23 protein-coding genes are annotated in these 25,526 nt (G+C 31.4%); 21 read left to right on the forward strand and 2 right to left on the reverse strand.

Annotated elements, in window-relative coordinates:
* Positions 1-99 precede the first annotated feature (99 nt).
* The 8 genes from AC1HCU_RS08855 (at position 100) to AC1HCU_RS08890 (ending at position 10,876) form a co-directional block, all read left to right on the forward strand.
* Complete coding sequence (locus AC1HCU_RS08855) at positions 100-246, forward strand: hypothetical protein (RefSeq protein ID WP_418893133.1); 147 nt, start codon at positions 100-102, stop codon at positions 244-246.
* Between the two features lie 242 nt (positions 247-488).
* On the forward strand, positions 489-2,333 hold the full coding sequence (locus AC1HCU_RS08860; RefSeq protein WP_418893132.1) for a YcaO-like family protein: 1,845 nt from the start codon (positions 489-491) through the stop codon (positions 2,331-2,333).
* Positions 2,334-2,421: 88 nt separating this feature from the next.
* Positions 2,422-4,284: a B12-binding domain-containing radical SAM protein gene (locus AC1HCU_RS08865; RefSeq protein WP_418893131.1), complete on the forward strand. Its 1,863-nt coding sequence runs from the start codon at positions 2,422-2,424 to the stop codon at positions 4,282-4,284.
* 114 nt (positions 4,285-4,398) lie between these two features.
* Positions 4,399-6,567 carry a peptidase domain-containing ABC transporter gene (locus AC1HCU_RS08870; RefSeq protein ID WP_480365283.1) on the forward strand — a complete coding sequence of 723 codons (2,169 nt, stop codon included), beginning with the start codon at positions 4,399-4,401 and terminating at the stop codon, positions 6,565-6,567.
* 2 nt (positions 6,568-6,569) lie between these two features.
* Positions 6,570-7,058, forward strand: a complete 489-nt coding sequence (locus AC1HCU_RS08875) for a hypothetical protein (protein ID WP_418893129.1) — start codon at positions 6,570-6,572, stop codon at positions 7,056-7,058.
* 748 nt (positions 7,059-7,806) lie between these two features.
* A complete protein-coding gene (locus AC1HCU_RS08880; RefSeq protein ID WP_418893128.1) occupies positions 7,807-9,054 on the forward strand; it encodes an ABC transporter permease in 1,248 nt (415 codons plus the stop codon).
* 5 nt (positions 9,055-9,059) lie between these two features.
* Positions 9,060-10,133 (forward strand): efflux RND transporter periplasmic adaptor subunit, encoded by a 1,074-nt coding sequence (locus tag AC1HCU_RS08885; protein ID WP_418893127.1) that lies wholly within the window; start codon positions 9,060-9,062, stop codon positions 10,131-10,133.
* A gap of 2 nt (positions 10,134-10,135) precedes the next feature.
* On the forward strand, positions 10,136-10,876 hold the full coding sequence (locus tag AC1HCU_RS08890) for a radical SAM protein (RefSeq protein ID WP_480365286.1): 741 nt from the start codon (positions 10,136-10,138) through the stop codon (positions 10,874-10,876).
* 9 nt (positions 10,877-10,885) lie between these two features.
* Here AC1HCU_RS08890 and AC1HCU_RS08895 read toward each other — a convergent pair whose 3' ends face one another.
* Both AC1HCU_RS08895 and AC1HCU_RS08900 read right to left on the reverse strand, forming a co-directional pair.
* Entirely contained in the window at positions 10,886-11,779 is an 894-nt protein-coding gene (locus AC1HCU_RS08895; protein ID WP_480364822.1) for an IS3 family transposase, read from the reverse strand.
* The gene (locus tag AC1HCU_RS08900) at positions 11,776-12,075 is read right to left on the reverse strand and encodes a transposase (protein ID WP_480364825.1); all 300 of its coding nucleotides are present in this window, start codon (positions 12,073-12,075) and stop codon (positions 11,776-11,778) included. The genes AC1HCU_RS08895 and AC1HCU_RS08900 overlap by 4 nt, the downstream gene beginning before the upstream one ends.
* A 170-nt stretch (positions 12,076-12,245) precedes the next feature.
* Between AC1HCU_RS08900 and AC1HCU_RS08905 the strand changes: the two genes are divergently transcribed.
* The 13 genes from AC1HCU_RS08905 (at position 12,246) to AC1HCU_RS08965 (ending at position 25,523) form a co-directional block, all read left to right on the forward strand.
* A complete protein-coding gene (locus AC1HCU_RS08905) occupies positions 12,246-12,734 on the forward strand; it encodes an SPASM domain-containing protein (RefSeq protein ID WP_480365288.1) in 489 nt (162 codons plus the stop codon).
* A 34-nt stretch (positions 12,735-12,768) separates the two neighbouring features.
* Complete coding sequence (locus AC1HCU_RS08910) at positions 12,769-12,918, forward strand: hypothetical protein (protein ID WP_418893125.1); 150 nt, start codon at positions 12,769-12,771, stop codon at positions 12,916-12,918.
* A gap of 241 nt (positions 12,919-13,159) precedes the next feature.
* Positions 13,160-14,767, forward strand: coding sequence for a B12-binding domain-containing radical SAM protein (locus AC1HCU_RS08915; protein ID WP_418893124.1), 1,608 nt, complete (start codon positions 13,160-13,162; stop codon positions 14,765-14,767).
* A 112-nt stretch (positions 14,768-14,879) separates the two neighbouring features.
* A complete protein-coding gene (locus AC1HCU_RS08920; protein WP_480365291.1) occupies positions 14,880-16,691 on the forward strand; it encodes a B12-binding domain-containing radical SAM protein in 1,812 nt (603 codons plus the stop codon).
* A 12-nt stretch (positions 16,692-16,703) separates the two neighbouring features.
* The gene (locus tag AC1HCU_RS08925; protein ID WP_418893122.1) at positions 16,704-17,339 is read left to right on the forward strand and encodes a CPBP family intramembrane glutamic endopeptidase; all 636 of its coding nucleotides are present in this window, start codon (positions 16,704-16,706) and stop codon (positions 17,337-17,339) included.
* Positions 17,340-17,381: 42 nt separating this feature from the next.
* Positions 17,382-17,885, forward strand: coding sequence for a signal peptidase II (locus AC1HCU_RS08930; protein WP_418893121.1), 504 nt, complete (start codon positions 17,382-17,384; stop codon positions 17,883-17,885).
* Between the two features lie 235 nt (positions 17,886-18,120).
* Positions 18,121-19,161, forward strand: a complete 1,041-nt coding sequence (locus tag AC1HCU_RS08935) for a hypothetical protein (RefSeq protein ID WP_418893120.1) — start codon at positions 18,121-18,123, stop codon at positions 19,159-19,161.
* Positions 19,162-19,168: 7 nt separating this feature from the next.
* Positions 19,169-19,609 (forward strand): hypothetical protein, encoded by a 441-nt coding sequence (locus tag AC1HCU_RS08940; RefSeq protein WP_418893119.1) that lies wholly within the window; start codon positions 19,169-19,171, stop codon positions 19,607-19,609.
* Positions 19,587-20,633, forward strand: coding sequence for an ABC transporter ATP-binding protein (locus AC1HCU_RS08945; RefSeq protein ID WP_418893118.1), 1,047 nt, complete (start codon positions 19,587-19,589; stop codon positions 20,631-20,633). The genes AC1HCU_RS08940 and AC1HCU_RS08945 overlap by 23 nt, the downstream gene beginning before the upstream one ends.
* A 2-nt stretch (positions 20,634-20,635) precedes the next feature.
* A complete protein-coding gene (locus AC1HCU_RS08950; RefSeq protein WP_418893117.1) occupies positions 20,636-21,919 on the forward strand; it encodes an ABC transporter permease in 1,284 nt (427 codons plus the stop codon).
* A gap of 14 nt (positions 21,920-21,933) precedes the next feature.
* Positions 21,934-22,635, forward strand: coding sequence for a YIP1 family protein (locus AC1HCU_RS08955; RefSeq protein ID WP_418893116.1), 702 nt, complete (start codon positions 21,934-21,936; stop codon positions 22,633-22,635).
* A 19-nt stretch (positions 22,636-22,654) separates the two neighbouring features.
* On the forward strand, positions 22,655-24,859 hold the full coding sequence (locus AC1HCU_RS08960; protein ID WP_418893115.1) for an O-antigen ligase family protein: 2,205 nt from the start codon (positions 22,655-22,657) through the stop codon (positions 24,857-24,859).
* Entirely contained in the window at positions 24,852-25,523 is a 672-nt protein-coding gene (locus AC1HCU_RS08965; RefSeq protein ID WP_418893114.1) for an ABC transporter ATP-binding protein, read from the forward strand. The genes AC1HCU_RS08960 and AC1HCU_RS08965 overlap by 8 nt, the downstream gene beginning before the upstream one ends.
* Positions 25,524-25,526: the final 3 nt, after the last annotated feature.

The raw sequence follows: 25,526 nt of genomic DNA on the forward strand, positions 1-25,526 counted from the left end.
GTAATTTCCAACCGATAATATTCGTCGGAATGCTGTGTGAAAAAAGGACGCGTATATCGAAAAGCGATACGAGTAGAATCACTAAAAAATTATAGAATAATGAAGAAGAAATCTTTAAAAATTGACATTGTTGAGTTAGCTAAAAAAGATTTAGAAAAAACTAAAGGGGGAACCCGTTCTGCTTATGATCTTGATGAAGTAACTCAAACAGGTAAGAAAAAGACAACAGAAGAAATGTTCAAGTAACATAATGAGTTGAAGAGGCTGTGCCAAAAGTCTGAGCATAGTTTCATCCTGTCATATTGAATGCGGTGAATCTAATTTGTGCAAGTAAATAGATTCTTCACTTCGTTAAAACTTCGTTCAAAATGACAAATTGATATTAATTTTACTTTTGATGCAGCCCCTTTTTCGTTTGATTGATAAATTATGGAGAGAAGAAAAAGTATAAGCTTATTACTGAAGAAAAAACTTAATAAATTATGAATATGAAGAAATATAAGGAATGTCCACCACTTGAAACTGTTCAAAAAATCAGAAATATTCTTTTTGATAATAAATTGTTTCTACAGGAAATACAATATAATAACTCAAAGTTATTTAAATCAGGACGGGTGTATTTATCTTCTGATGAATTACAAAAACTAAATATAGGAACAGGAGGAAAAGGAACATCTTATGAATATTCTTTAGCTAGTGCTTACGCTGAATTTATGGAAAGGATTCAAAATTCTTTTTTAATCTCTGGTCAAAAATATGCAATAAAAAATAATCTTAGGGAAAGTGACTATGAAGAATTTTACAATAAACTTGAGAATAAAGACTTGTTCGTAGAATATCTGTTTGATCCAAGAGAAAAAAAAATCAATATTGAGGAATCAGTTAGAAATAACAAAAAAATTTTTTTTGATTTTTTCCCATTTATTAATGATGAGCAAGAAATGATTTCATTTTTAAGAGATAATTTGAATTTTAAACAAGTAGTTTCAGTACCTTTCTATTCATTTAAAGAAAGAAATGAAATATATCTGCCTTTAGAAATAATTCATATAACAACAGGATCAAATGGAATGGCTAGTGGAAATACTCAATATGAGGCTTTAATACAAGGATTCTGTGAAATATTTGAGAGATATGTTGGGAGAGAACTCTACTATAATAATATAACACCCCCTGATATTCAATTAGATTTTTTTAAAGATACTCGGATATATAACAGTATAAAATCAATCATTAAGGACTGTTCTTACGAAGTTATCATAAAAGATTGTTCTTTAGGCAAAAATCTGCCTGTAATTGGTGTATTAATAATTGATCGAAAAAATGGAAAATACAATTTTAATTTGGGTTCATCATTAAATCCTGAAATTGCTCTTGAGAGATGTTTGACAGAAATATATCAAAATCCGAAAGGAATACATTGGCTTGATTTAAAATTTGAAACTGATTTTAAAAATCTATCTGAAGAATATATATACGTAAATGGAAATTTAATATTTAATTGCAGTAATGGATATTGGCCAATTTCATTATTTTCTGCATCTCCTGACTATCAATTTAAAGGTTTGAATACTTCTCTAAATATTTCAGATGTTGAAGATTTAGAGTTTATCAAAAATAAGATAACAGAGTTAGGTTTCGATATATATATCAGGGATGTTTCATTTTTAGGTTTTCCTTCATATTATATTGTTGTTCCAGGCATGAGCCAATTCCCAATGTCCAAAAAGCATTATTTTTTATTTGGTGATTCAGTGGAGGCCCTTCGCAAAATGAGAGATATTAGAAATATTAATAATAACGAATTTGTCAACATTGCAAAATCAATAAACAAAGACTATAATTTTTTAAAAATGATTGATTACAAAACAGCTGATATTTTTTTATATAATACAGATGAAGATTTACTCGAACTTGATTTGGAATTATTATTCTTTATGATTAATTATAAAGTTGGTAATTATGAATATTCTCTTAAATACATTAATCTGTTTTTAGAGAATAAGGACTTTTCTATATATAAATATTATTTTGCAATTAGAGATTTCATTGTTCTTAAAAATAGACATCATAACAACCTAGATATAAAGTCCTTATTAGCTGTCAAATATGGACAAGAAATCGCAACAGAGATAATTGAAGATGTAGGAGAACCGGAAAAAATATTTGATAATTATGAATGGACTTCTTGTTTTCATTGTGAAAAATGTGAATTAATAAATTCTTGTATGTATTTTGATGTTTTGTCAATAATAAAAAGAATGCAACAAAAACAAAAAAAATTTACACCTAATTACAATATGTTTGATTTTGAAAATCACATATTTAATTGAATAAATTATGGTTTTATAGTCTTAAGACACTAGAACCCCGATTTTTCTCCTTTTTTAAGTAGAAGAAAATCAAATTAAAAGATAAAAAATGAAAAATATTGATATTCTTTTCATATTAATGCCCCCTTCTTCAAAGAACATACCATCTCCATCTTTTTCTATATTAAAAAGTTACTTAGAACATCATGGCTTTCAAAGTGAACTACTTTATGGAAATTTTTTATATGAAAGAGATAACGTCTTCTTTAAAGAAGAAAATACAACAGAAACTGAAGCATTATTACCTTTCCTTGGACTTCTTGACAATCTAAATCCGGAAAAAGAAGAATATATCAATTATTACTTTAGATGCTTCTGGCCAGAACTTTTCCTAGCGGATAGATCAATATTTGAAGAAATAAAACAAGATATTTTTAATAAATATCTTGTTTTTATTAAAGAAACTATTGCCTATATTAATAATAACAACATTTTGAATATTGGTTTTACTTCAAAATTTCATCAATGGGCACCAGCGGCACTATTATCATATCATATTAAGAAGGTTCTTCCTAACGTTAATATTATTTCAGGAGGATGGACAAATAGTGAAGCAGCATATAATTTCATGAAATTAAATTCACAATTTGATTTTGCAATATGGGGAGAAGGAGAGATACCACTAGTTGAGTTAATGAAAAGTATAAAACGAAACGATTTTAAATTTGAACAAATCCCTAGAATTATTTATAGAAATGGGAATAATGATATTCTTATGAAATCAGGTAATGGTGATTTAAGGACTTATGTAGATTTTAATTCAGATTATTGTATCCCTAATTTTGATGATTATTTTAAAGTTTATAAGGATATTATTAAACAAAAAGAAATTTTATTGCCAATTGAAAGAGGCCGTGGTTGTAATTGGAATAAATGTAGTTTCTGTTATCTGTCACAAGGATATAAGTTCAGATGTAAGTCAACAACTTTACTGATAGAAGAGATTAAGCAACTAATAAAAAAGTATGATACATATAATTTTTTCTTTACAGATAACGATGTTATAGGAAGTGATATGGTAGAATTTAATTATTTCTTAGACCAATTGATAAAATTAAAACAAGAATATCCTCTTTTTACGATAAAAATGGCAGAAGTTATATCTAAAGGGGTTAGTTTTGAAACTATCAAAAAAATGAGCTTAGCTGGCTTTTATAGTGTCCAAGTTGGATTAGAATCAATATCTGATAAACTTCTTAAAGATATTAATAAGAAGCAAAATATTATAGATAATTTTTTCTTTATTAAATCTGCCATTAACAATAATATCTTAATAAAAGGCGCAAATATAATTATCGACACACCTAATGAAACAGATCAGATGATTATGGAATCCATCAATAATCTTCATTCATATAGATTCTTGTTATCCGAAGAAGAGTTCAGTTTTGAGATCATACCTCTTGGCGTTGCGAATTTTTCAAAATATCTTAAAATAATAAAAAATAAGAATCAAGAACTTGATTGGAGTATTTCTGAATTACAACAATTGATAAGTGAAAGATATACAACGGACATTGATCGTTTTTCTTTGATGGATTTTGTCTTGAATAAAGCAGAAAAACCTCTTTGGAATCTTTTTGGTCGAGCGTTGAGATATTACAAAAGAACAAAATACAGCTATACCGTAAAAGTTAATTCAGATACTTTAGAAGTTTTATATAAAGAATATAGAGATAATAAATTGATCAAAGAGTTGTTTTTTGATGATAAATTGTATTATTTAATATTTTTTGAATTAGAAACATGCATATCAAATAAAACAACTCTTTATTCATTAATTAATAAAAAAAAGAATGTCGATTTTAATTATTTTGAAACATGTGTTCAGGAGCTAATAGACCAAGATCTACTCATTATGGATGGTGATGAAAATCTAACTTCAATTATTTTTATAAGTAAAAATGTTTAAAAGACTATTTCAAAACAATTAAATATAGCTGTTGAATATGAAACTTATAAACAGATGACATACAATAAAAATCTATTGTAGATGCATTTTCCTCTCACAAAACAACTTGATTCTATGGACTGCGGTCCGGCCTGCCTAGGTATGATTTCCAAACATTACGGCAAAGAGTATAACATTGATAATCTTCGGGCAAATTCCTATATCAGTCGCGAAGGCGTGTCAATGCTCGGCATAAGCCGTGCTGCCGAAAACATCGGTTTTCGCACCATGGGCGGCCGCATCACGTTTGAAAAACTAGCAGAAAAAGCCCTATTGCCGTGCATCGTGCATTGGCGACAAGAGCACTTTGTGGTGGTCTATGATATCAAGAAAACACGCAAAAACGGCTACGAAGTCTATGTAGCCGACCCCGGTAAAGGTCGCATTCGCTTTTCCAAAGAAGAATTTTGCAAAAATTGGATTAGTACCCAAACTGGTGGCGAAGAAAAAGGCGTAGCCCTGCTTTTTGAACCTACAGCTGCGTTTTTTGATCAAGAGGGCGATGCCGTAAAGAGTCAAAACCGCCTGAAATTCCTTTGGAAATACTTGGTAAAATACAAACGGTTTTTCACGCAGCTTATCCTCGGCTTGTTTTTGGGAAGCATTTTGCAATTGATATTTCCATTTCTCACGCAAGCTATCGTAGATACAGGAATACAGGGCAAAGACATCGGTTTTGTGTGGCTGATTTTGATAGCTCAAACCATGTTGCTTTTCAGCCGTACCGCCATCGACTTTATCCGCCGGAAAATTCTGCTGCACATCAGCACGCGCATCAATATATCGCTGATTTCCGATTTCTTTATCAAGCTGATGAAACTGCCCATGAAGTTTTTCGATACCAAACTCACGGGTGACCTCCTGCAACGTATAGAAGACCACCGCCGTATCGAAAACTTCCTCACGGTGCAAACGCTTAATATGCTCTTTTCGGTGTTCAGTTTCGTGATTTTCGGCATCGTGCTTTTTGTCTATAACGTGCCTATATTCTTGGTTTTTCTTGCAGGAAGCATACTCTACGGCTTGTGGATAATGGTTTTTTTGAAAAAACGCAGGGTATTGGACTATAAGTATTTCGAGCAACAGGGAATAAACAGAAACGTAGTGTATCAGCTTATTACTGGAATGCAGGAGATAAAACTGCAAGGGTGCGAACAGCGCAAGCGTTGGGAATGGGAAGATGTACAAGCCGACCTTTTCGATGTGAATATGCAGTCGCTCTCGTTGCAGCAAAATCAGGAAGCCGGAAGTATCCTGATCAACGAGTTGAAGAACATTATTATTACCGTGTTGGCTGCAACAGCCGTCATCGGCGGTAACCTCACACTGGGTATGATGTTGGCTATTCAATACATTATAGGACAGTTGAACGCTCCGGTAGAGCAAATGATGAACTTTATCTACAGCTGGCAGGATGTAAACATCAGCTTAGACCGTATGAACGAGATCCATACCCAAAAGAACGAGGAAGACGCAAACCGCACGGTGGAGAAACTCTCCGAAAATCGTTCGGTAAAAATCGAAAATCTCTGTTTCAAATACGACGGTGCCCGCCCCGATTATGTGTTGAACAATATCAACCTGAATATTCCGCAGGGCAAAGTAACCGCCATTGTGGGGGCAAGCGGAAGCGGGAAAACCACGCTTCTGAAACTGCTTTTGGGTTATTACGCCCCCAACGAGGGAAAAATAGAGATTGGAAACGAGAATTTGGAAAAATTCAGTCTCAACTGGTGGCGCACGGTGTGCGGAGCCGTGATGCAGGAAGGTTATCTCTTTTCAGATAGTATCGCCCGCAACATCGCCCCCTCGGACGACGAGATAGATTTGGAACGACTGCGCTACGCAGCACGAGTAGCCAATATTGCCGATTATATTGAGGCGTTGCCACTCGGTTACAACACCCAAATCGGACAAGACGGACAAGGCGTGAGCCAGGGGCAACGACAACGAATCTTAATTGCCCGTGCCGTGTATAAAAATCCGCCGTTTATCTTTTTGGACGAGGCCACCAATGCTTTGGATGCCAATAACGAGAGGGCGATTGTGGAGAATTTGGCGGATTTCTATCAAGACAAAACCGTTATCGTGGTCGCCCACCGGCTAAGCACGGTAAAAAATGCCGACCAGATTGTGGTTCTCGATGCCGGACAAATTGCCGAAGTGGGTACACACGAAGAACTTACGCAAAAACGTGGGAAATATTATGAATTGGTAAAAAATCAGTTGGAATTGGGAAATTGAAAATGGAACGACAAAAACACATAGAACTCCGAAGCGAGAAAGTCCGTAACATCATCGGGCAGGTTCCGCCGGTGTTGTTACGCTATGGCATTGCTATTATCGGGTTGTCACTGCTTGTCCTTGTGGGAGTTTCGGCGTTTATTCCGTATCAACCCAGCATAAGTGTGGAAATAACGGTAACGCAAACCGATGACAGTATACTGCATTACTCAGCTCGCATCCCGCGAAGTGCAATAAAAAATAGAGCTAAGTTTACAGAAGTAAGTCTTAACCCATGGTCAGAGATGCCGTTGCCCTCCCGATTCCGAATTGAAGAAATTTCGAATAACGTGAAACTTTCCGGACAAGAAGCGTGGCAATCGGCTACACTTATCCCGATAGATAATATATCTGAAAACATTTTATTGGATAAACCTTTAACTGTACAAGGCAAAATTTTACTTGAAAAACAGAGTGTGATGATGTGGGTGGTGAAAAAAGTGAAAAATTGAGATTATCAATTGTTCTTCTTTGAGTTTTTATTATTTATAATATTGCGATAAATAAACAATAAATGAGTCATTCAATAGGATTAGTAGTGTTAGAGAAGGATAATTTCTTAATACCTCCGATAATGTTTAAGGGTTAATTATGAAGAAGTAGATAAAAATTAAGGTTAAACGATATAAACTCAAAGTCTTGGGATATTGTAAGTTGCTGATTATGCTTGGACAAACAAGCTATTATTCAAAGGCTTTGTGTGGAGCATTGGTTCAAAAACTTTATTTAGGGTTTTATTCTTACAATTCACTTATTCAGTATTGTATAGAGAACTATTTCGGGAAACTATTCACTCTGGTAGATTTAACTCCAAATTCTTATCAATCAGGAATTGAAATAATAATTAAAAACAAATTACTGGAAGAAGATTATATTGTTTGTAATTAATCCTTTAACCACTACATTTCAATCCATTATTTAAACAGATTAGAGAGAATTTCTTTAATCTGTTTTTTTGTTTGTTCTAAAAAAGAAAAATTTTAATGTTAAAGACTAACTTAATTACTGTTTAGTAATTTATTTTATATACTTTTGTAACGAAGTACTATCAGTTATTCATTTTCCCTGAAGTATAGCTGGACAAAACATACAGACAACAAGATATAGATTTCGATTAAACGCAATAACATTGATATAATACTAAAAGTGAACATTTACTCTTTTTATAAATAACGTTATAAACCATAAGCTAAAATACTGATGAGGGAGGTTTTAAAAGAAATATTAGCCTCAATAAAAGTTCATAAAGTTCGCTCTATGCTTACTGGTTTTGGTGTTGCGTGGGGAATGTTTATATTAATTGTATTATTGGGTGCAGGAAACGGTTTTCGCTCCGGAATGCTATCCATGTTTAGTGGATACGCTTCAAACAGCATCTGGATTACCGGTCAATGGGTAAGTCATGCAAAGATTGGAGGAGTTCAATCCGGCTCCAGGGTTCATTTTGACAAATCTCTTGAAGGTAAACTAAAAAAGAGATTCCGTGAGGTTCAATATATATCTTCTGAAATCAGTTTGGAAAATGCAAATCCCGTTCGTTTTGAAGGTCTTAGTGGAAATTTTGATGTAAAAGGAATTGATCAGAATTACAATACGATTAAATTGCTTGAAATAGAAGAAGGACGCTTTTTAAATGATTTTGATTATCAGCAGAAGAGAAGAGTTGTTGTTATAGGAGACAGAATAAAAGAAACTCTTTTTAAGAACCAGAATCCAATAGGGAAACAAATTAGTATAAATGGAGTTTTTTTTCAAGTAGTTGGTATAATTAAAACGGGGACAATTTTCAGTATGATGGAGCGAAATAGTATTTATATACCTATTGTGACCCTACAGAATACTTTTAATTTAAACAACGATTTTTATACGTTTGGCGCTCTTTTACATCATAAAACAAAAGTTGAAACCTTTGAAAACGAATTACGCAATTTTATCGCCCAAGAAATAGGATTTGATAAAAACGACAGAGGAGCTCTATATGTAAACAATGTTCAACTGCAGGTTTCTGCATTTAATAGTCTCTTTAAAGGTATAGATATTTTTCTTTGGGTCTTAGGCATTTGCTTCTTATTAACAGGAATGATAAGTATTACTAATATTATGTTGGTTGTTGTAAAAGAAAGAACAACCGAGATTGGTATTAGAAAAGCTTTGGGTGCCACACCCGAAAGCATTAAATTTTTAATCATATATGAAGCTCTAATTATTACTATGTTGTTTGGTTTAATTGGGATATTCCTTGGGTACATTGGTATAGGTATATATAATTGGATTGTTTCGGCATTGCAAACGGGGCAGCAAGAAATATTTGCAAGTGCATCGCTTGGATGGCATATCGTATTTCCTGCATTTATTCTGTTGATTTTATCGGGTGTGTTTGCCGGATTATTTCCTGCTCAAAAAGCAGCAGAAATTATGCCTGTCGAAACATTAAACAAGGCTGTTTAAAAAACATGGCAAAGAAAAATAAGGCACATATAATCAGCATGGTTCTCTCATTTCTTATTTTGGGGGCAGGAGCCATTTTCTTTGCAGAGAAGCAATCTGAGAAGCAGAGACTTATTTCTCAGACCATTTCTCCCCAAATCATGACAATAACTCAAAAACAAGTCATTTCCGGCAATTTATATCCCATTAAAGAGATAGAAGTAAAATCAGCTATTGCCGGTATTTTAGAGACATATTATGTAAACATAGGTGATAGAATTCGAAAAGGAGAGCGTATTGCCAAAATAAAAATTCTTTCAGAACCCATACAAATTGAAAACGCAAAAACGAATTTAAAAACAACCGAGATAACATTTGAAAGGAATAGGTTAAGTTATGAGCGGGATAAGAAACTATATGAAAAAGGTATTATTACACCATTTGAGTTTGAGGAAATAGAGAAATCCTATCGAATTAGCAAAGAACAATATGAACACGCCCGAAATCAGTTACGCCTATTGCAAGAAGGCTATATTCCCTCCAGTAACGTTTCGAATGTTGTAGTAGCTACCGCCGATGGCACCCTTATTGATTTACCATTGGAAGAAGGTACACCTGTGGTAGAGCGAAATAACTTCAGAGATGGTACAACCGTTGCATTGATTGCGAGATTAGACTCGTTTCTTTTTAGAGGGAAAATTATTGAAAATGATGTGTTGGCTCTAAAGAAAGGTCTGAAATTGACTGTTTTACCCACTTCAATGCCAGGCTTCACTACAGAAGCTATAATTCGAAAAATATCGCCGAAAGGCTATTGGGAGCAAGGAACAATGAAGTATGACATCGAAGCTGTGTTTACACTACCTGATAGTGTACGGATTTATTCCGGCTTTAATGCAACGGCAGAGTTTATCTTGAAGGAGAAGAAAGATGTGATAGCTATTCCTGAAGCAAGTTTGAGTTTCCGGAATGACTCAACATTTACTCATGTCTTAATAAATGGCAAATTAAAAGAAAAATATGTCGATATTGGAATATCTGACGGAATAAATGCAGAAATAATAAGTGGAATAGGAATAAAAAGTAAAGTAAAGAAATAACCATGAAGTTAAGGAATTTAATGTATATTCAAGAAAAAGGAATTCGTATAATTGGACTCTTGACCCCACCTTTCTTTTGTCGGGTATCTGATATTATGTCTGAGTTTATCCAACTATGTGAAGTGAATAATATTGAAAATTCTATGGTTATTTTGAAAGAAAAATATCCGCTATCCGTTTTTCAAGAATTTCAGCAGCGTTTAAACAAAGTAAAAGACAAGTTTTTTGTGGATGATACTTATAAAGAATATATCCAAATTGACTTATCTCAAAAAGTAAGTACCTTAACATTAAATGTAACTAGAAAATGTAACTTAAAATGTTCTTATTGTTTTGAAGATAGTGAATACCGAAAATTGGAAGATATGTCTTTTGATATTGCAAAAAAAGCAATTGATACTTTTTTTACTGATAATAGCACAGATTGGGTTATAATATTTACCGGAGGAGAACCACTTCTTAATTTTAAATTACTAAAACAGGTTGCAGCATATATTAATAGTAAAGAGTTAAAAGTAGAATATCGCATCAAAACAAATGCGACATTAATTAATAATGAAAAAACAGATTTTCTCATTAGAAACAATTTTAAGATTCAAATATCTCTTGATGGGAATAAAGAAGCACATGATACGCATCGGAAATTCACTAACGGTAAAGGTAGCTTTGCTATTGTGGACAAAGTGATAAAAAATTTCATAGCAAATGGATACGGTTCTCTTTGGACTTGCAAACTTATTTGAGACATAAAGTTAAGCGACATTTTTAGTTGATTCTTTTTTAAGATTATACTGATTCCAAAATTCATCAATGGTTAAGTTACCCAATGCTGAGAATCTCCTTTTATGATTATACCAGGATTCAATATATTCAAATACATGCAAGCGCATTTGCTCTCTTGTTTTGAGTTTGGTACCATAGACCAATTCAGATTTGAAAGTTTTGAAAAAGCTTTCAGCCACAGCATTATCCCAACAATTTCCCTTTCCACTCATACTTTGCTCCAGCTTCAAGGATTTCAACAGGTTTACAGTTTGTTTGCAGGCATACTGGATGCCCCGGTCAGAATGAAATATCATTCCTTCTCCAAAAGGTCTGTTCCTGTTGGCCATCCTGATGGCCGGGACTACGGTATGGGATGCATTCATATGATCACTTATGGACCATCCGATCAGTTTGCGGTCAAAAAGATCCAGCACACAGGTCAGATAAAGAAATCCATCCTTACACGGAATATACGTCAGGTCAGAGACACACGCTTTCACAGGCTCATTCTGATTAAATTCGCGATTCAGCAGATTTGGAGCAACCTTATAGTTGTGAGAGGCATCCGTCGTCACTTTGAATCGTCTCGAAAGTTTGCTGCGCAAACCCATTTCTTTCATATGGCATGCTACAGTGGTTCTCGAGACAGGAATTCCGGATGCCTGCAAATCCTTCGCCAGCCGGGGGCTTCCATTGCGTCCTTTAGCCGTAAAATATGCATCCCTGATCTTTTCGTCCAACTCCATATACTTCCGCTTACGTTGTCCCTCTGGATCTTTAAGCCAGCGATAATAACTGCTTCTGGGCACTTTCAATACTTTACACATCACCTCGATCGTCCATTGTTTCGAGTTGTATTCCTTTATAAAGAGAAAGATCAACGATCTCTCATGGAGATGATGCTCAAAGCTTTTTTTAATATGTCACGTTCCGTTTCAGCCTCACCCAGACGTTTTTCCAGCTCAGCTATCCTTTTGGCGTCTTCACTTAGAGACGGGACTCCATTTCCGGGGAAACTGGCTTTCCCTTTCTGCTGGAACTCTTTCCGCCAACGATATAAAAGAAAGGGGGCAATACCCAATTCCTGCGCAAGCTCGGAAACATTCTTGCGCTCTAAACTGAGTTTGACCGCATTCTCTTTGAATGCCTTGTCAAAATGTGTTCTTTGTTTTCTCATATTACACAAAAATAAGCGTTTATGCTTAACTATGTGTCCCGGCAAAGTTAGTAATTCCACTTGTTTCCCTTTCCGGAACACTAACAAATCAAACTATTCAATATGTTGACAATTGTTATAACCATTTGAATTCCTACGTTGGAATATACAACTATTCTTTAAAACCAGTAATGCCTAATTCTCATGAAGGATACGCTTTTGATTTGAAAGACTATAGAAAATCATATATTGCTAATCTTAAACATAATCGATACTTAAAAGAAGTACAATCAAAAGTTTTTGAAAAAATTACTAAAAAGGAAATTTATAACGTGTGTGGAATAGGTATCTGGAATATTACAATTGATGTAGATGGCAAGATATATCCTTGCTATAGAATGTGTGGGAATGAAGAATATGTTATTGGGTCTTTGGATTCTTTAACTCTGCCCTTGAATTTACCTCAGGACCTTAAAAAGATTTATTGCTTGGAAGAGAATAATGAACAATGTTCAAAATGTTATCTAATCGATATTTGCAAAACAGGATGCTATACAGATAAACTGATGTATAAATGTATGGAACAACAATGTTTCCAACCTACAAAATTGGTAATTGAAGACTTGATTAAAAAAGAATTTATTGATAAAAAAATATATCTATCATTAGATATAGTGTGATTAACTTATTATTAATTTTTTAAATTTTATCATCATGAATGATTTATTTAGTGAGAAATTAGACAGTATGCAAACTGTAGATGAAGGTTATGCAACAGAAGGCGGGGTTGGAATTATAACAGCGGTATGTTATATTGTAATTGGAGCCATTGTTATTTCCACAACTTGTAGTGGGGGCGAATAAGGTTGAAATTGGGTGCTGTTTCAAAACGAGACAGCTCTTTTACCCACCTACTTACAAGCAAGTAGGTGGGTATTAAAAAAAGATTGGTAAATTTTCATAGATAATTCGAGTATAAATATAAATAGTGAGTCCCCTCCGAAAAATCTTTTTTTGCCGAAATTTCCCTAAAAACGCTTATTTGATATACTTTATTTTATGTATTCCATGCAAGGTTTGTACTAATTATTTAACACATTATACGATGAGATTTCTTTTTATAGATGGCTGGGCTGATTATTCAAATATATTTAATGATTATAGAGATAATTCAACAAATTCAGTCTTTTTATTATATGCCTCTGCATTCAAGAAAATAAACAAAGACACATTTTACATTAATGCAAGTGAGAAGGACTTTAATAAAGAAAAGCTATATAAATTCATAGAAGAAAAGAAAATAGAAGTAGCTATTTTTTATTCAAATATTGATAATATACTTCCCTTATTACGGTTAGACCTAAATAATTTCAAAACAAAAATAGATGTAATATTCCTATCAATTAATGAAAATCTATCATACTTACTGAATGGCAAATCTCCCCAAAATGTAATCTATAATGAAAAATATAGTTTGATTGAAAACATCAACATTCTATTAAATAAATTTAACCTTCATTTTGACAATAATCAATATAATTTAAATACAGATTTCTCCTTGATAAGGAATATTCAAGAAAAAACAATTACGATAAATACAGGAACTGGCTGTAAAGGCAAATGCAAGTATTGTAATATTAATGACTCCAAGATATTATATAGAAGTCTTGATATTATTATTGAAGATATTAGGACAGTTTTATCGTTGGGAATAAAATATTTCCATATTATAAATCATAATTTTGCTTGTGAAAGAGATTTTGTAGAAAAATTTTGTTCTAAACTAATCGAAATAGGAACAGAATACGATTTTGCCTGGTCTTGTTTTATTATGCCTAATTTTATTATTAATAATCTTGATTTAATAGAATTAATGACTGAAGCAAAATTGAAAAGAATTGAGATTGGTTGTGAAAGTGGAAATGAAAAATTATTGGCGAAAAACGGCATTTACCATTCTTTGATGGATGTTGAATCAATAATTAATTCTGCAATGGTAGCAAAAATACCTAATATAGTCTTACATTTCATGATAGGAATGCCTTCAGAAACAAAAAAATCCCTATTAGAAACAAAAGAATTCATAATGAGATTACTTTATTTGACAACTGCTTTATGTGACATTCATTTACATTGTTATTTCCCTGAAAAATTGCCAATAAATAATAAATATGAAGATATATGTCAAAAGAAAAGAGAATTCATACAAGGTTCGAAAGCTCTAAGTACTTTAGAACTTTCTATGTATAAAAAAGATATGCTGAAAGAAATTAATGCAACAAAGAATGAACTTAGGAAAAATATCCCCGTAAAAACACTTTATGAGCAATTTGAATTAGAACATAATTATAATATTAAAACTCAAACACAAAAAGAATTTATAAGAAGAACACAAAGATACATGGTATTTACAATTAAGAATGAAAGTTTTAATACATATTACTCGTGGGAAATAGAAGAAAATCTAGATGATTATACTCCAGTATTTTTTACCCAAAAGCAGTATCTCCCAGAAGAAAAATTAAAAAGTGATTTATCGAATTTAAATATAGTTCTAATCAATTATATTTTGAGTGGATTCTCTTTAGGCGAAATAGTGTCATTATTAAATCAAGAATCATCAGGTAAAGTTAACAAACAAACTATTATTTCAATTCTTAATGTCTGGGAAATGAACTTAGAACTAAATTACCGGAAATATTTAAAAATTTAAATATTTAAAGCAGCAATAATTAGTTATAATAAAAAACTTATTTGCATAAAAGGTTGTAATACTACTGAGGGGATCTAAGATAATTAAAAAAATTGAAACAAATTAATAAGCAATGAAAAACTCAGAATCTAAATTGAACATTATTTTCATAGATGGACTTGAACCACAAACTAATGTAAATGCAATGGTTCTTGGATATTTATTTCCAATAGGTGCAATGCTAGAGGAATACAATATGAGTTTTAAAGTGTTAAATGTAAAAACTCTATTAAATTACTCTATTCTGGGTATCATAGATGAACTTAAAAAATGGAATTTTGATGCAATAGGCATGACTACTAATTCGGATAATATTCGTTATGTATACAAGATTTGTAGTAGTATAAAAAATCAATTTCCTAAAACTACAATCATATTAGGAGGGCCTGAAGCTTCTTTTGCTGATGAAAAAACATTATCAAAATGCGAATGTGATGTAGTTGTACGAGAAGAAGGAGAAGTTAAGCTCGTAGAAATTCTTAAATGTATTAGTCAAAATAGATCATTTGAACATGTAAGAGGTATTTCTTTCAAAAAAAATGGCAAAATAATAAAGAATGTAGATGCAATGCCGCTTGATGTCAATTCGTTGCCAATCCCTCAATATGCGATATTATCAAACAAGAAGTATTGGATAATCCCATCTGGCGTAAAAGAAGATGACTATACTCACATTCTAGACAAGCTGAGGAAATCATATAAGTTTTTCATGTCTGGAAGAGGATGTCCTCACAATTGTGCTTTTTGTGTAGAAGGAAGTCTAAAAAGAAAATATAGAGCAAAAAAAGTAGAATTAGTAAAACAGGACTTAGAGTATTTCATTTCTCAAACAAATACCGATTATTTAATAATTTCAGACGATACATTTACGTCCTCTCCTAAAAGAGTTAAAGATATGTGTTCAATGATAAAAGAAGTCAGACAAAAATATAGATTTGTTTGGTTTTGTGAGGGAAGAATTGATGCTCTATCAAAGAATCCAGAATTGTTGTCTGTAATGTATGAAGCAGGACTTAGAAAAATTCAATTGGGCGTAGAATCTGGTAATCAAAAGGTATTGGATATTTATAATAAAAACATTACATTAGAACAGACAAAAAAAGTCATAAATGAAACTGCTAAATATGAACGTCTATTAGTACATGGTAATATACTATTAGGAAATCCCGAAGAAACTTTTAATGAGTTTAAGGATAGCTTAAATTTTATTAAGGATCTAATAAAGTTATCTGACTTTAAGTTAAATATTTCGAATGCTTATGTAACTCCGTTTCATGGAACTCCACTTAGAAATAATCCTGAAAAATATAATATAGAAATTTTAATTGATGATTTTGAGTTTGTACGCTTTGGAATGAATGATATTGTATGTAGACCAAAATCTCTGTCGCTAGATGAATTAATAGCTCTAAAACCATATACTGATGGAGAGATATTAAAATGTATCAATGAAAATATTTTTAAATATCCAAGGAACAAAATAATAAAATACTTTACAGAACCTAATCGAGTTACATTTCATCAAAATGGTATATTAGATACATTAGGTAGACTTGCGTCTTTTCAAAAGTATTTACAAATCGTAACACGATCCACAACAGTAGATTCAACTCAAATAGATGTTATTCAGAAATCTCATACTCTATCTCCTTTAAGGCTTTGGGAAATTGAATATAATAAAGATACGAACCAGTATAATTTTATTGATTTAAGTGGAATAAATACAATTATTGATGGGAAAAATGCTTATTTATGGGAAAAAGCAACAGGTAAAAATACACTATATGAAATATTTGCAAAAGCTGATGATTTATCTTTAGAATATATTGCAGAATTTTACCAGACTTTAGAAGCTAAAATGGCTATTGTTTTTGTTGAATTTTAATAATAAATATATATGCAAAGACTGAGTAGTGTTTCTTATTTAAGCAAAGAAAATAAATTTCATATACTGAAAAAAAAGAAGATAAAACGAGTTTTTTCAATTGTTATAATTATACTGTTGATAGTAATCAATGGTATATTATATGTATTTTCCCCTATTACCATATTCTTTTCAATAAGAAATATAATTTTAGGTGTTATGACTGGAGTTTTTGTTTTTTTTGTGAATTTTTCGATTACCTACCTTATTACCTTTTTCAGAAAAAAAATTAATCGTTCTGCTAAATTCATTAATAACTTGTCAATTTTAGATCTTGATCTTATTTCCTTTTCATTAATACAGACATTTTTAGTAATAACCTTGCTTGCATCAGTTGAAGAATTTATATTTAGGTCATTTTTACTCTCATTTTTTAACAGGCTGTTTTCACCCCTTATTTCTATTGCAGTAAATGCATTATTATTTTATTTATTTCATTTTAATAAAAAGGTTATTGAGCTTATGTTTATGGCTATTGTTTTTTCGGCAATTACCTTATATTCAAATAATCTCTTATCTGTAATTGTTGCCCATTCATTGAATAATATAATGGTTTACGTATACAAGAAGTATTTATTTAGTAAAACTAAAGTTGATATTATTGAATAAACTAGGGGAGGATATGTACCTCAATGTTAAATAGAATAGATTATGAAAATCAATAAAATTATTTTTATTACGTTGTTTTTTACGCTTCTTGACCAATTGATCAAAATAATAATCAACATTTATTTTTTTGAATGCCGATTTATTATATTGAATCCAATTTTGGAATTCCATCCAACATTTAACAATAAGTATAGCTATTTGAACCATTTGCTTCATAATAAATTTAATATTGATTTAGGCATGCCATTTCATTTAATTCTAAACATTATAACATTTATCGTGATTATTCTTTTATATTACTATTTACGGAATTTACAAAAAACAAGACTACTTGATATTTCTTTCATTTTTGCTTTTTCGGGGATAATATCTGTATTGATATCTACATATATTTGGGAAAATGGGTGCCTTGATTATATTTATTTAAAACCACTATTTGTATTTGATTTAAAAGATATATATTTAAATTGTTTCGCTATTCTTTTTTTGATTTATTTAAATAAGAATAAGGCTATAATAAATATAAAAGGTAAAAAATTATTTTAGAATATTTTCTCGATACACTATAATAAAATTAGTCAAACTTTGTGTCCAATTTCATGGCACGGATACTTAATCATTATTTATGAAGTTCTTATTTATACCATTTTATAAAAAATCACATCAAATTCCTTTACTGGTTTTGTACTATAAGTATTTTAGAAGTATAAAGGGAATTGAGTGTTCCTTTCTTCTTCCTAATTCTGACGAGTACTATAGTAAATTATACAAGGTCAATAGGTTGGATTTTGATTATTCTCCTCCTACTTTTAAAGAAAACACAAACTATATCAATTTAAAAGCAATCCATCCATTCTTAGATAATAGAAATAAAGTAATTGACCAATATAAACCTGATGTTATTATAGAAGATTTTTCTTTTGATATTTATCAATATTGCGAACAAAGGAATATTCCGGTTATATCCATACAGCGTACAGGGGTTTTTAGAATACTTAATCCTGCTATAAGAAATCCTTTACATGTACATTCAATTGAAAAAGAATTGATTAATGGTAAACGATTTATGATCTTCAGGTATAAAAATTACACTGGCAATTCAGATGATTTGACCAATAAAGAATACTACGTTGCAAAATATGCATTAGATTTAAAGTTAAAAAATGCCTTGAATCCACCTATAAAAATAATTCCAGGTATTGCTTCAATTGAAAAATTGCCACCTTTTGTAGATACAAAATCATATTACTTTTCTGGCCCTTTAATCCCAAATGATCAAATAGAAATTTCATTATTAGGTAGGATAAAAGCTTTTTTTAATGAGAATAAAAGTAAGAAAAAAATCTTTCTGACAACAGGTCTTGTTGAAAATCAAGATATATCTGGAATATTTAAGTATTTGATAAAAAAAGAATATGCAATAGCCACTACAGTATTTCCTCCATTTGATGTAGATAAAAGATGTATTTTTTTTAATCCTTTTTTCCCGTTACATTATATTTCAGAAAATGTTGATTTGATAATTCATCATTGCGGTAATGGAATTTATCATTATCCATTGCTCCATCTCAAGCCATTTATAACAATTGGCACACAATGTTATGATAGAGAAGATGTGGCTATTCAATTACAAAATATGAATATTTCAACTCATATACCATCACCATTTGATGATATAAATTATATGGAAAAGTTTATGGACTCTATAGAGAAATTCGAGAATGGAAATTTATGTAATTATGAAAGATTGAAACAAATAAGAAATGAAATTGAGACAACAATGAATAAATTTAATATAAAGACGATCTTAAAAAAACTATAGAAATATTATGATTCAGAGAGATTTTATATTGAAAGAAATAGAAAAAGTTGGAGTAATTATAAGTAATATTTATCAAAAGTTTTTAGGTGGTAAAGATAATTCGGCAATAACTATTGAAAAGCAGATTGAAAACATCAAAATGTTGTTGTTGAATGAAATTAGCTTCGATCTTGACAAATATTTAATTTTAGGTTGTGAAGAATCAAAAGAATATTTATCAACTTTTGTAGGATTCAATGTTGATAATATTGAACTTTTAGCTGATTTACTATTTCATACAGTTATTGATTGTAATTTTAGTGATTCTAATTTATATATTGAAAAAACGTTACAACTATATAATTTCTGTAACTTAATGTCGAAAACTTTTTCTTTAGAAAGAGAGGCGAAAATCATCAAAATTAAAGAACGACTCCAAGTATTAAATGTTAAAGATAATCAATTATGAAATTGACTCCTCACAAAATACTCCAATCGAAAAAGATATAAACAATGGGTTTTGCTTGAGATTTATATTAGGACAAAATAATCAACAAAATAAAAAAATGATAAATATAGAAAGAGTTAAAAAAGATTTTAGGTGTGTAAAAGCTTTAGATGGTGTCAATTTTAGAATACCTCAAAATGCTATCTTTGGTTTTTTAGGTCCTAATGGAGCTGGTAAGACTACGCTAATCCGTATCCTAACAGGTATTATTACTCCTGATTCAGGTCAAGTTCTTATTAACGAACAACCAATAAACAAATTAAGTATAAAACGGATTGGTTATTTACCTGAAGAACGTGGTTTATACAAAAAAATGAAAGTTGGCGAACAGGCTATTTATTTGGCGGTATTAAAAGGACTAACACATCAGGAAGCAGAAAAAAGAATAAAAGAATGGTTTGAAAAATTAGAAATAACCGATTGGTGGAATAAACGGATTGACACTTTATCTAAAGGAATGCAACAAAAAATTCAGTTTGTTATATCTGTTATTCATCAACCGGATTTATTAATATTGGATGAACCATTCTCCGGATTGGACCCCATTAACCGGGAAGTGTTAGGAAAAGAAATTTTAGAGCTTAATAAATCCGGAATGACTATAATCCTTTCAACTCACGACATGAATTCGGTTGAACAGTTTTGTGATCAAGTTGTGTTAATTGATAAAGGAAAGATACTTTTGTCCGGGAAAGTAAATGAAATAAAACAACAAAGAAAGTCATTCTTGTATGAGTTTTGTTTTAAACAACACGAAGAATTATTTAAGGATGAATGTCTTAAATATAAGTCTGATATATTGTTGATTCAAAGAAATGACAATTTTATTTGCGCAAGAGTAAAATTTCACAATGAATCGGAAGCGGAATCTGTACTCTTTAATATATTAAGGAAAGTTGGAATAATTTCGTATAAAGAAATTCTCCCTTCTATGCACGATATTTTTGTGGAATCTATCACTTCAAATAATGATATAAACAAATAATTATGAATGAACTACTACATGTGATACAGCGCGAATATGTAACCAGGGTACGAACGAAGTCGTTTATCTTGATTACGCTGTTAACCCCTCTGTTATTGTCTTCCATATTTGTGTTACCGGCATACTTTGCCAAGCAACATGAAGATTATAAGCAATTGAAAATTGGTATCGTTGATCCGACACATGCTTTGGACGGAACATTTAAAGACTCTGAATTCTCAGTTGAAAGGCTCGAAAATCAACCTATTGAAGAGATAAAGCAATTGTTATTGAATAATCAATGGGAAGGTATTATATATGTAGTGTCTTCTGATTCTACAGGAATGAATGTTCAATATTACAGTGCAAAACAACCAAGCATTTTTTTACAAAACAGAATTAAATCGGAAATAGAAAAAGTGATTGTTAACGATAAGTTGAGTGTTTACGGCATTCGTGACATAGAGTCACTAATTTTTACGGCAAAACAGTCTGTGAGAATAGAGAATATACGGGTTGGAACCGAAAATAAACAAACAGGATATGCCGGGTATCAGCGTTCTTTATGCTTAGCTTTAGGTGTAACCATTTATATGTTTATTTTTCTGTTTAGCTCTCAAGTAATGCGAGGGGTCTTGGAAGAAAAATCTAACCGGATTGTAGAATTAATAATAACTTCTATTTCTCCTGTAAAATTCATGATTGGAAAAATAATTGGCATAGCATTATTGGGACTTACCCAAATTGCTTGTTGGCTTATAATCATGTATTGTTTTTCATTATTTTTTTCAAGCGGTTCCGAAATGCTTCTTAACAACAAGATGATGAGTAACCGTATAAGCCCTGAAGATATAAATCAAATTCTAAGCAACTTGAGTCAGATTGACTTCAATGTAATTATTCCCGTTTTTTTATTTTTCTTTGTAGGAGGTTATTTGCTTTATTCATCCATATTTGCGGCCATATCCGCAACTGCTAATCACAGCGATGACATTCAGCAAGTAACAATGATCGTTACTATTCCATTAATTCTGTCTGTTTTCGTCTTATCTAACACGATAAATAGTCCCGACAGCACTCTATCCTACTGGTTTTCAATTATTCCATTTACATCTCCGATAATTATGACAAGCCGTGTGGTTTATGGAGCTCCCGTAAAAGATATACTCTTATCTATGGCACTTTTAGTTACAACCGTTTCTTTGATTATCTGGTTATCAGGGAAAATATATAAAACTGCTATTTTATTTACGGGTAAGAAGATAAATATAAAAGACATAATATCCTGGATAAGAAAAACTAATTAATACAATTTACATCTATGAATACTTTATTTTCGACACTACTTCGTCCTGCAAAAACTTTCAATGAAATAAAAACCGCAGGTAAATTTCCAACAACGAGCTTGATTATCGTTTTATTTTTGATGTTGCTTAATTTGATTTTAATGGTGCCTATTATGGAGAAAATAACTTCATTGACTTTTTCAACAATGAATATTCCCGAAAATCAAAGGGAAACCATATCACAGGTAGCGTATAAAATGAGATATTTGCAAGCCTTTGGTTCATTTATAATGTATGCTTTAACAATCTTTTTTTACGCTTTACTTTTATATGCCATTGGTGCTTTAGCAAAAGCCAAATTAAAGTATAAAGAAGCGCTAACATTAATTACGCTCAGCACATTTGTTATTGTGCTTGGTGATTTAATTAATACCGGGATTCTTTATATACGTAGCTTAGATGCAATAACAAATCCATATGAAATTGTCTCGACGGGAATTAATATGCTCACCTCTGTTGATCAAGTTGGTCCAACCCTATATACGTTTTTAGGCTATATAAATCCTTTTCAAATAGCATTTATCATACTATTGAGTGTTGGTCTAAAAATGTTTACCGATATTAAATATGCAAAAGCATTTTCTATCGCATTTTTATTGTGGATAATTACAATACTGATTCCTACTATGTCCGTGTATTTTTCTCAACTTACGTTGGCAAAATCAGGGATGTTATAGAACTATATTCACTAAAATTATGCGTAAGACGGAGTTAGTCTTGGATAAAAGTATCATGGCGTTTTTATGCCTCGTATTATGCGTAGACTTGTGGATTTTATCCATATTCTATATTCCTGTGCTGGTATTTATTCTTGGACTAACAGGTTTTACGGTCTTACGTAGCTTTTATGGGAAGTTGTGTATCTCTACTATTACAATTTCAGTAGCACTTCTTTTACTGTTTGAAGTTATCAATTATTTTTTTTCAGATTATAAACCAAATAGCATTTTATTTTTGAGGGAGCTTATTGTTATATTCTGTTTTTTTATAATTCTTGATTTTTTCTTGAAAAATAAGGCGAATAGGAAGTATAAAGTTTATTTAATCGGATTTATTAGTTTGCTCGGAGGGTTACTGGCATTATTCAATATACCCATTTTCTTTTTTAAATATTACGAGGCCAGCATTTACGGATTTAGTGATTTCACACAATTTCGTTTTTTATACAACCCCATGGGGTTTTTATCCAATGAATGGGTTACCATAATATTATGCTTTTTACCTTTCCCTTTTATGGGGCTACTCTTATTGTGGAAAAAGAAATATGTCAGATTAGTTTTTATTTTTATTATTGGAGTATTAATATTTAATATTCTGATTTCATTTTCAAGAGCAGGAATTTTAGCTCTTCTACTTTTTGTTATTTTGCTGAATATTTTTTTCATTTTCTATGAAGTAATTCCCATTAAAAAGATTCTAATAGGAAATGCAATTGCACTATTTTCTCTATCTCTTTTTATTTTCTGTTTTTTCGAAAGTTTTCAATCTTCTTTTAAGCAATCACAGAGTCATCAAAGAAGTGTAGATGGAAGGTTGAGCCAATGGGAGCAAGTGATAAATACAGCTAATGTTAAGCCTTTTTTTGGCATTGGATCAAAAAATTATGCTCTTCTTGGTCGCAATTCTCAAGAATTTAATGTTGAGTATGCGTTTACCGGACGAACGAACAATACATTTCTACAGTTAATTTTAGAGAAAGGATGGATTGGCTTTTCTTTATGGCTAAGTATTATCGGTTTTTTTTGTTTTCACTTAGTTACCGGGATCAAAAAAAGAAAAAATAAATTAAGTATAGCAACTAATAGTATTATTCTTATAGGTGTTATTTCAATTTTATTTAGGGAATTGTTCTTTTCATCCTTATTTTACAACAGTGGATTGTTGTTATTGTTTCTAGTTTTATTGTCTTTCAATTATTCACGTACTTATACTATATTTAAAAAGCCACTAATAATTAGTACAATGGCATTTGTGTTATTGATTGGTGTTTATTTTTACAAACAACCGGAAAATGCCTTGTCCATTGCAAAAAAAGGATTGGAGCATGAAAGAGAATTGAATATTCATTTCAAACAAGACATGACAAGAACACAACAAGATTCACTCGTAAAGGTCCTTCAGTTATTTCAAAGAGCCAATGAATTAAGTCCATCGGACGCTATGTTTCAGCATAATTTAGGGTGGCTTTACTGGTCAATTGAACAAAAAGATTCAGCTTATATATATTTATCTAGGGCTGTAAGAACAGAGCCAAATATTGCTTTATACCATATAAGTAAAGGGTTGATAGAAGAATCTATTGGCAATGAAGCAGAAGCATTTGCAGCTTTCAAAAGAGCAATATTATTATCGCCTGACATTGTAGATTCTCCTTTTTTCAATGATTTAAAAGAACGTAATCCCTTAGCGGCAGAGAAGTTATTGAGAGATATATCCGATGATTTATTACAAAGACTTGCTGTCCGATATAGTTCTATAATTGATGCCAAAAGTGGAAAATTATTATTGTCTATTGGAGAAACGGAACAAGCTTATAAAAAGTTTGTGCATGTAACTCAGTTCCATCCAAATTTAAGCCGACCTTGGTTTTATTTGGGATTGATTGAGCAAAAAAGAAAAAATTACGAAGCGATGAAAAATTACTATAAGAAATGTCTTTTCCTGTCCCCTTTTGACCATCTTCCTCTTTTTGCTTTTGCCACCTATTACAAAAATATTAATGATATTTCAAAGTATGAATCATATCAGAAGGCTGCCGAAAAGGCTTGGGAAAATAAACGTTCGGTACATTCATCGCAGAGCAAACGACAATATTTTTTAGAAACGAATAAAGATGATGTCATTCCCAACGGTTTATTGGACTATATTACCCCATCTTTTAAGTTAAGCTTTTATGATTAAAATTGAAAATTTACATAAAAGCTATTCAACGGCTCTTACTCCTTTGCATGTATTGAAAGGTATAAATTTATCAATTGAGTCAGGAGAAATGATTTCGATTATGGGAGCGTCCGGTTCCGGTAAATCTACCTTGTTGAATATTTTAGGAGTTTTAGACAATTATGATGATGGCTCTTATTTTTTTGACAATGTTTTACTGAAGAACTTAACAGAAAGAGAAGCTGCCATATATCGAAATAAATACATCGGCTTTGTATTCCAATCTTTTAATTTAATAGAATATAAAAATGCGTTAGAGAATGTAGCACTTCCTCTTTATTATCAGAAAATAGGGGAAAAAGAGAGAAACAAAGTGGCTATGTCTTATCTTGAACAATTAGGATTAAAAGAGTGGTGGCACCACAAACCCTCGGAATTGTCCGGTGGACAAAAACAAAGAGTCGCAATAGCCCGGGCATTGATTACTAACCCACGTTTAATTCTTGCGGATGAGCCAACTGGTGCTTTAGACTCCCAGAATTCGCGAGAAATTTTAAATCTTTTGAAAGCTATCAACAGAGAGGAGAAAATTACCATGATTATTGTAACTCATGAGTCGGAAATAGCCAAAGCAACTAACCGGATTATTAATATAAAAGATGGAATAATCTACTCTGCTAAATAGATA

This window comes from Proteiniphilum sp. LBM24028 (assembly GCF_056629195.1).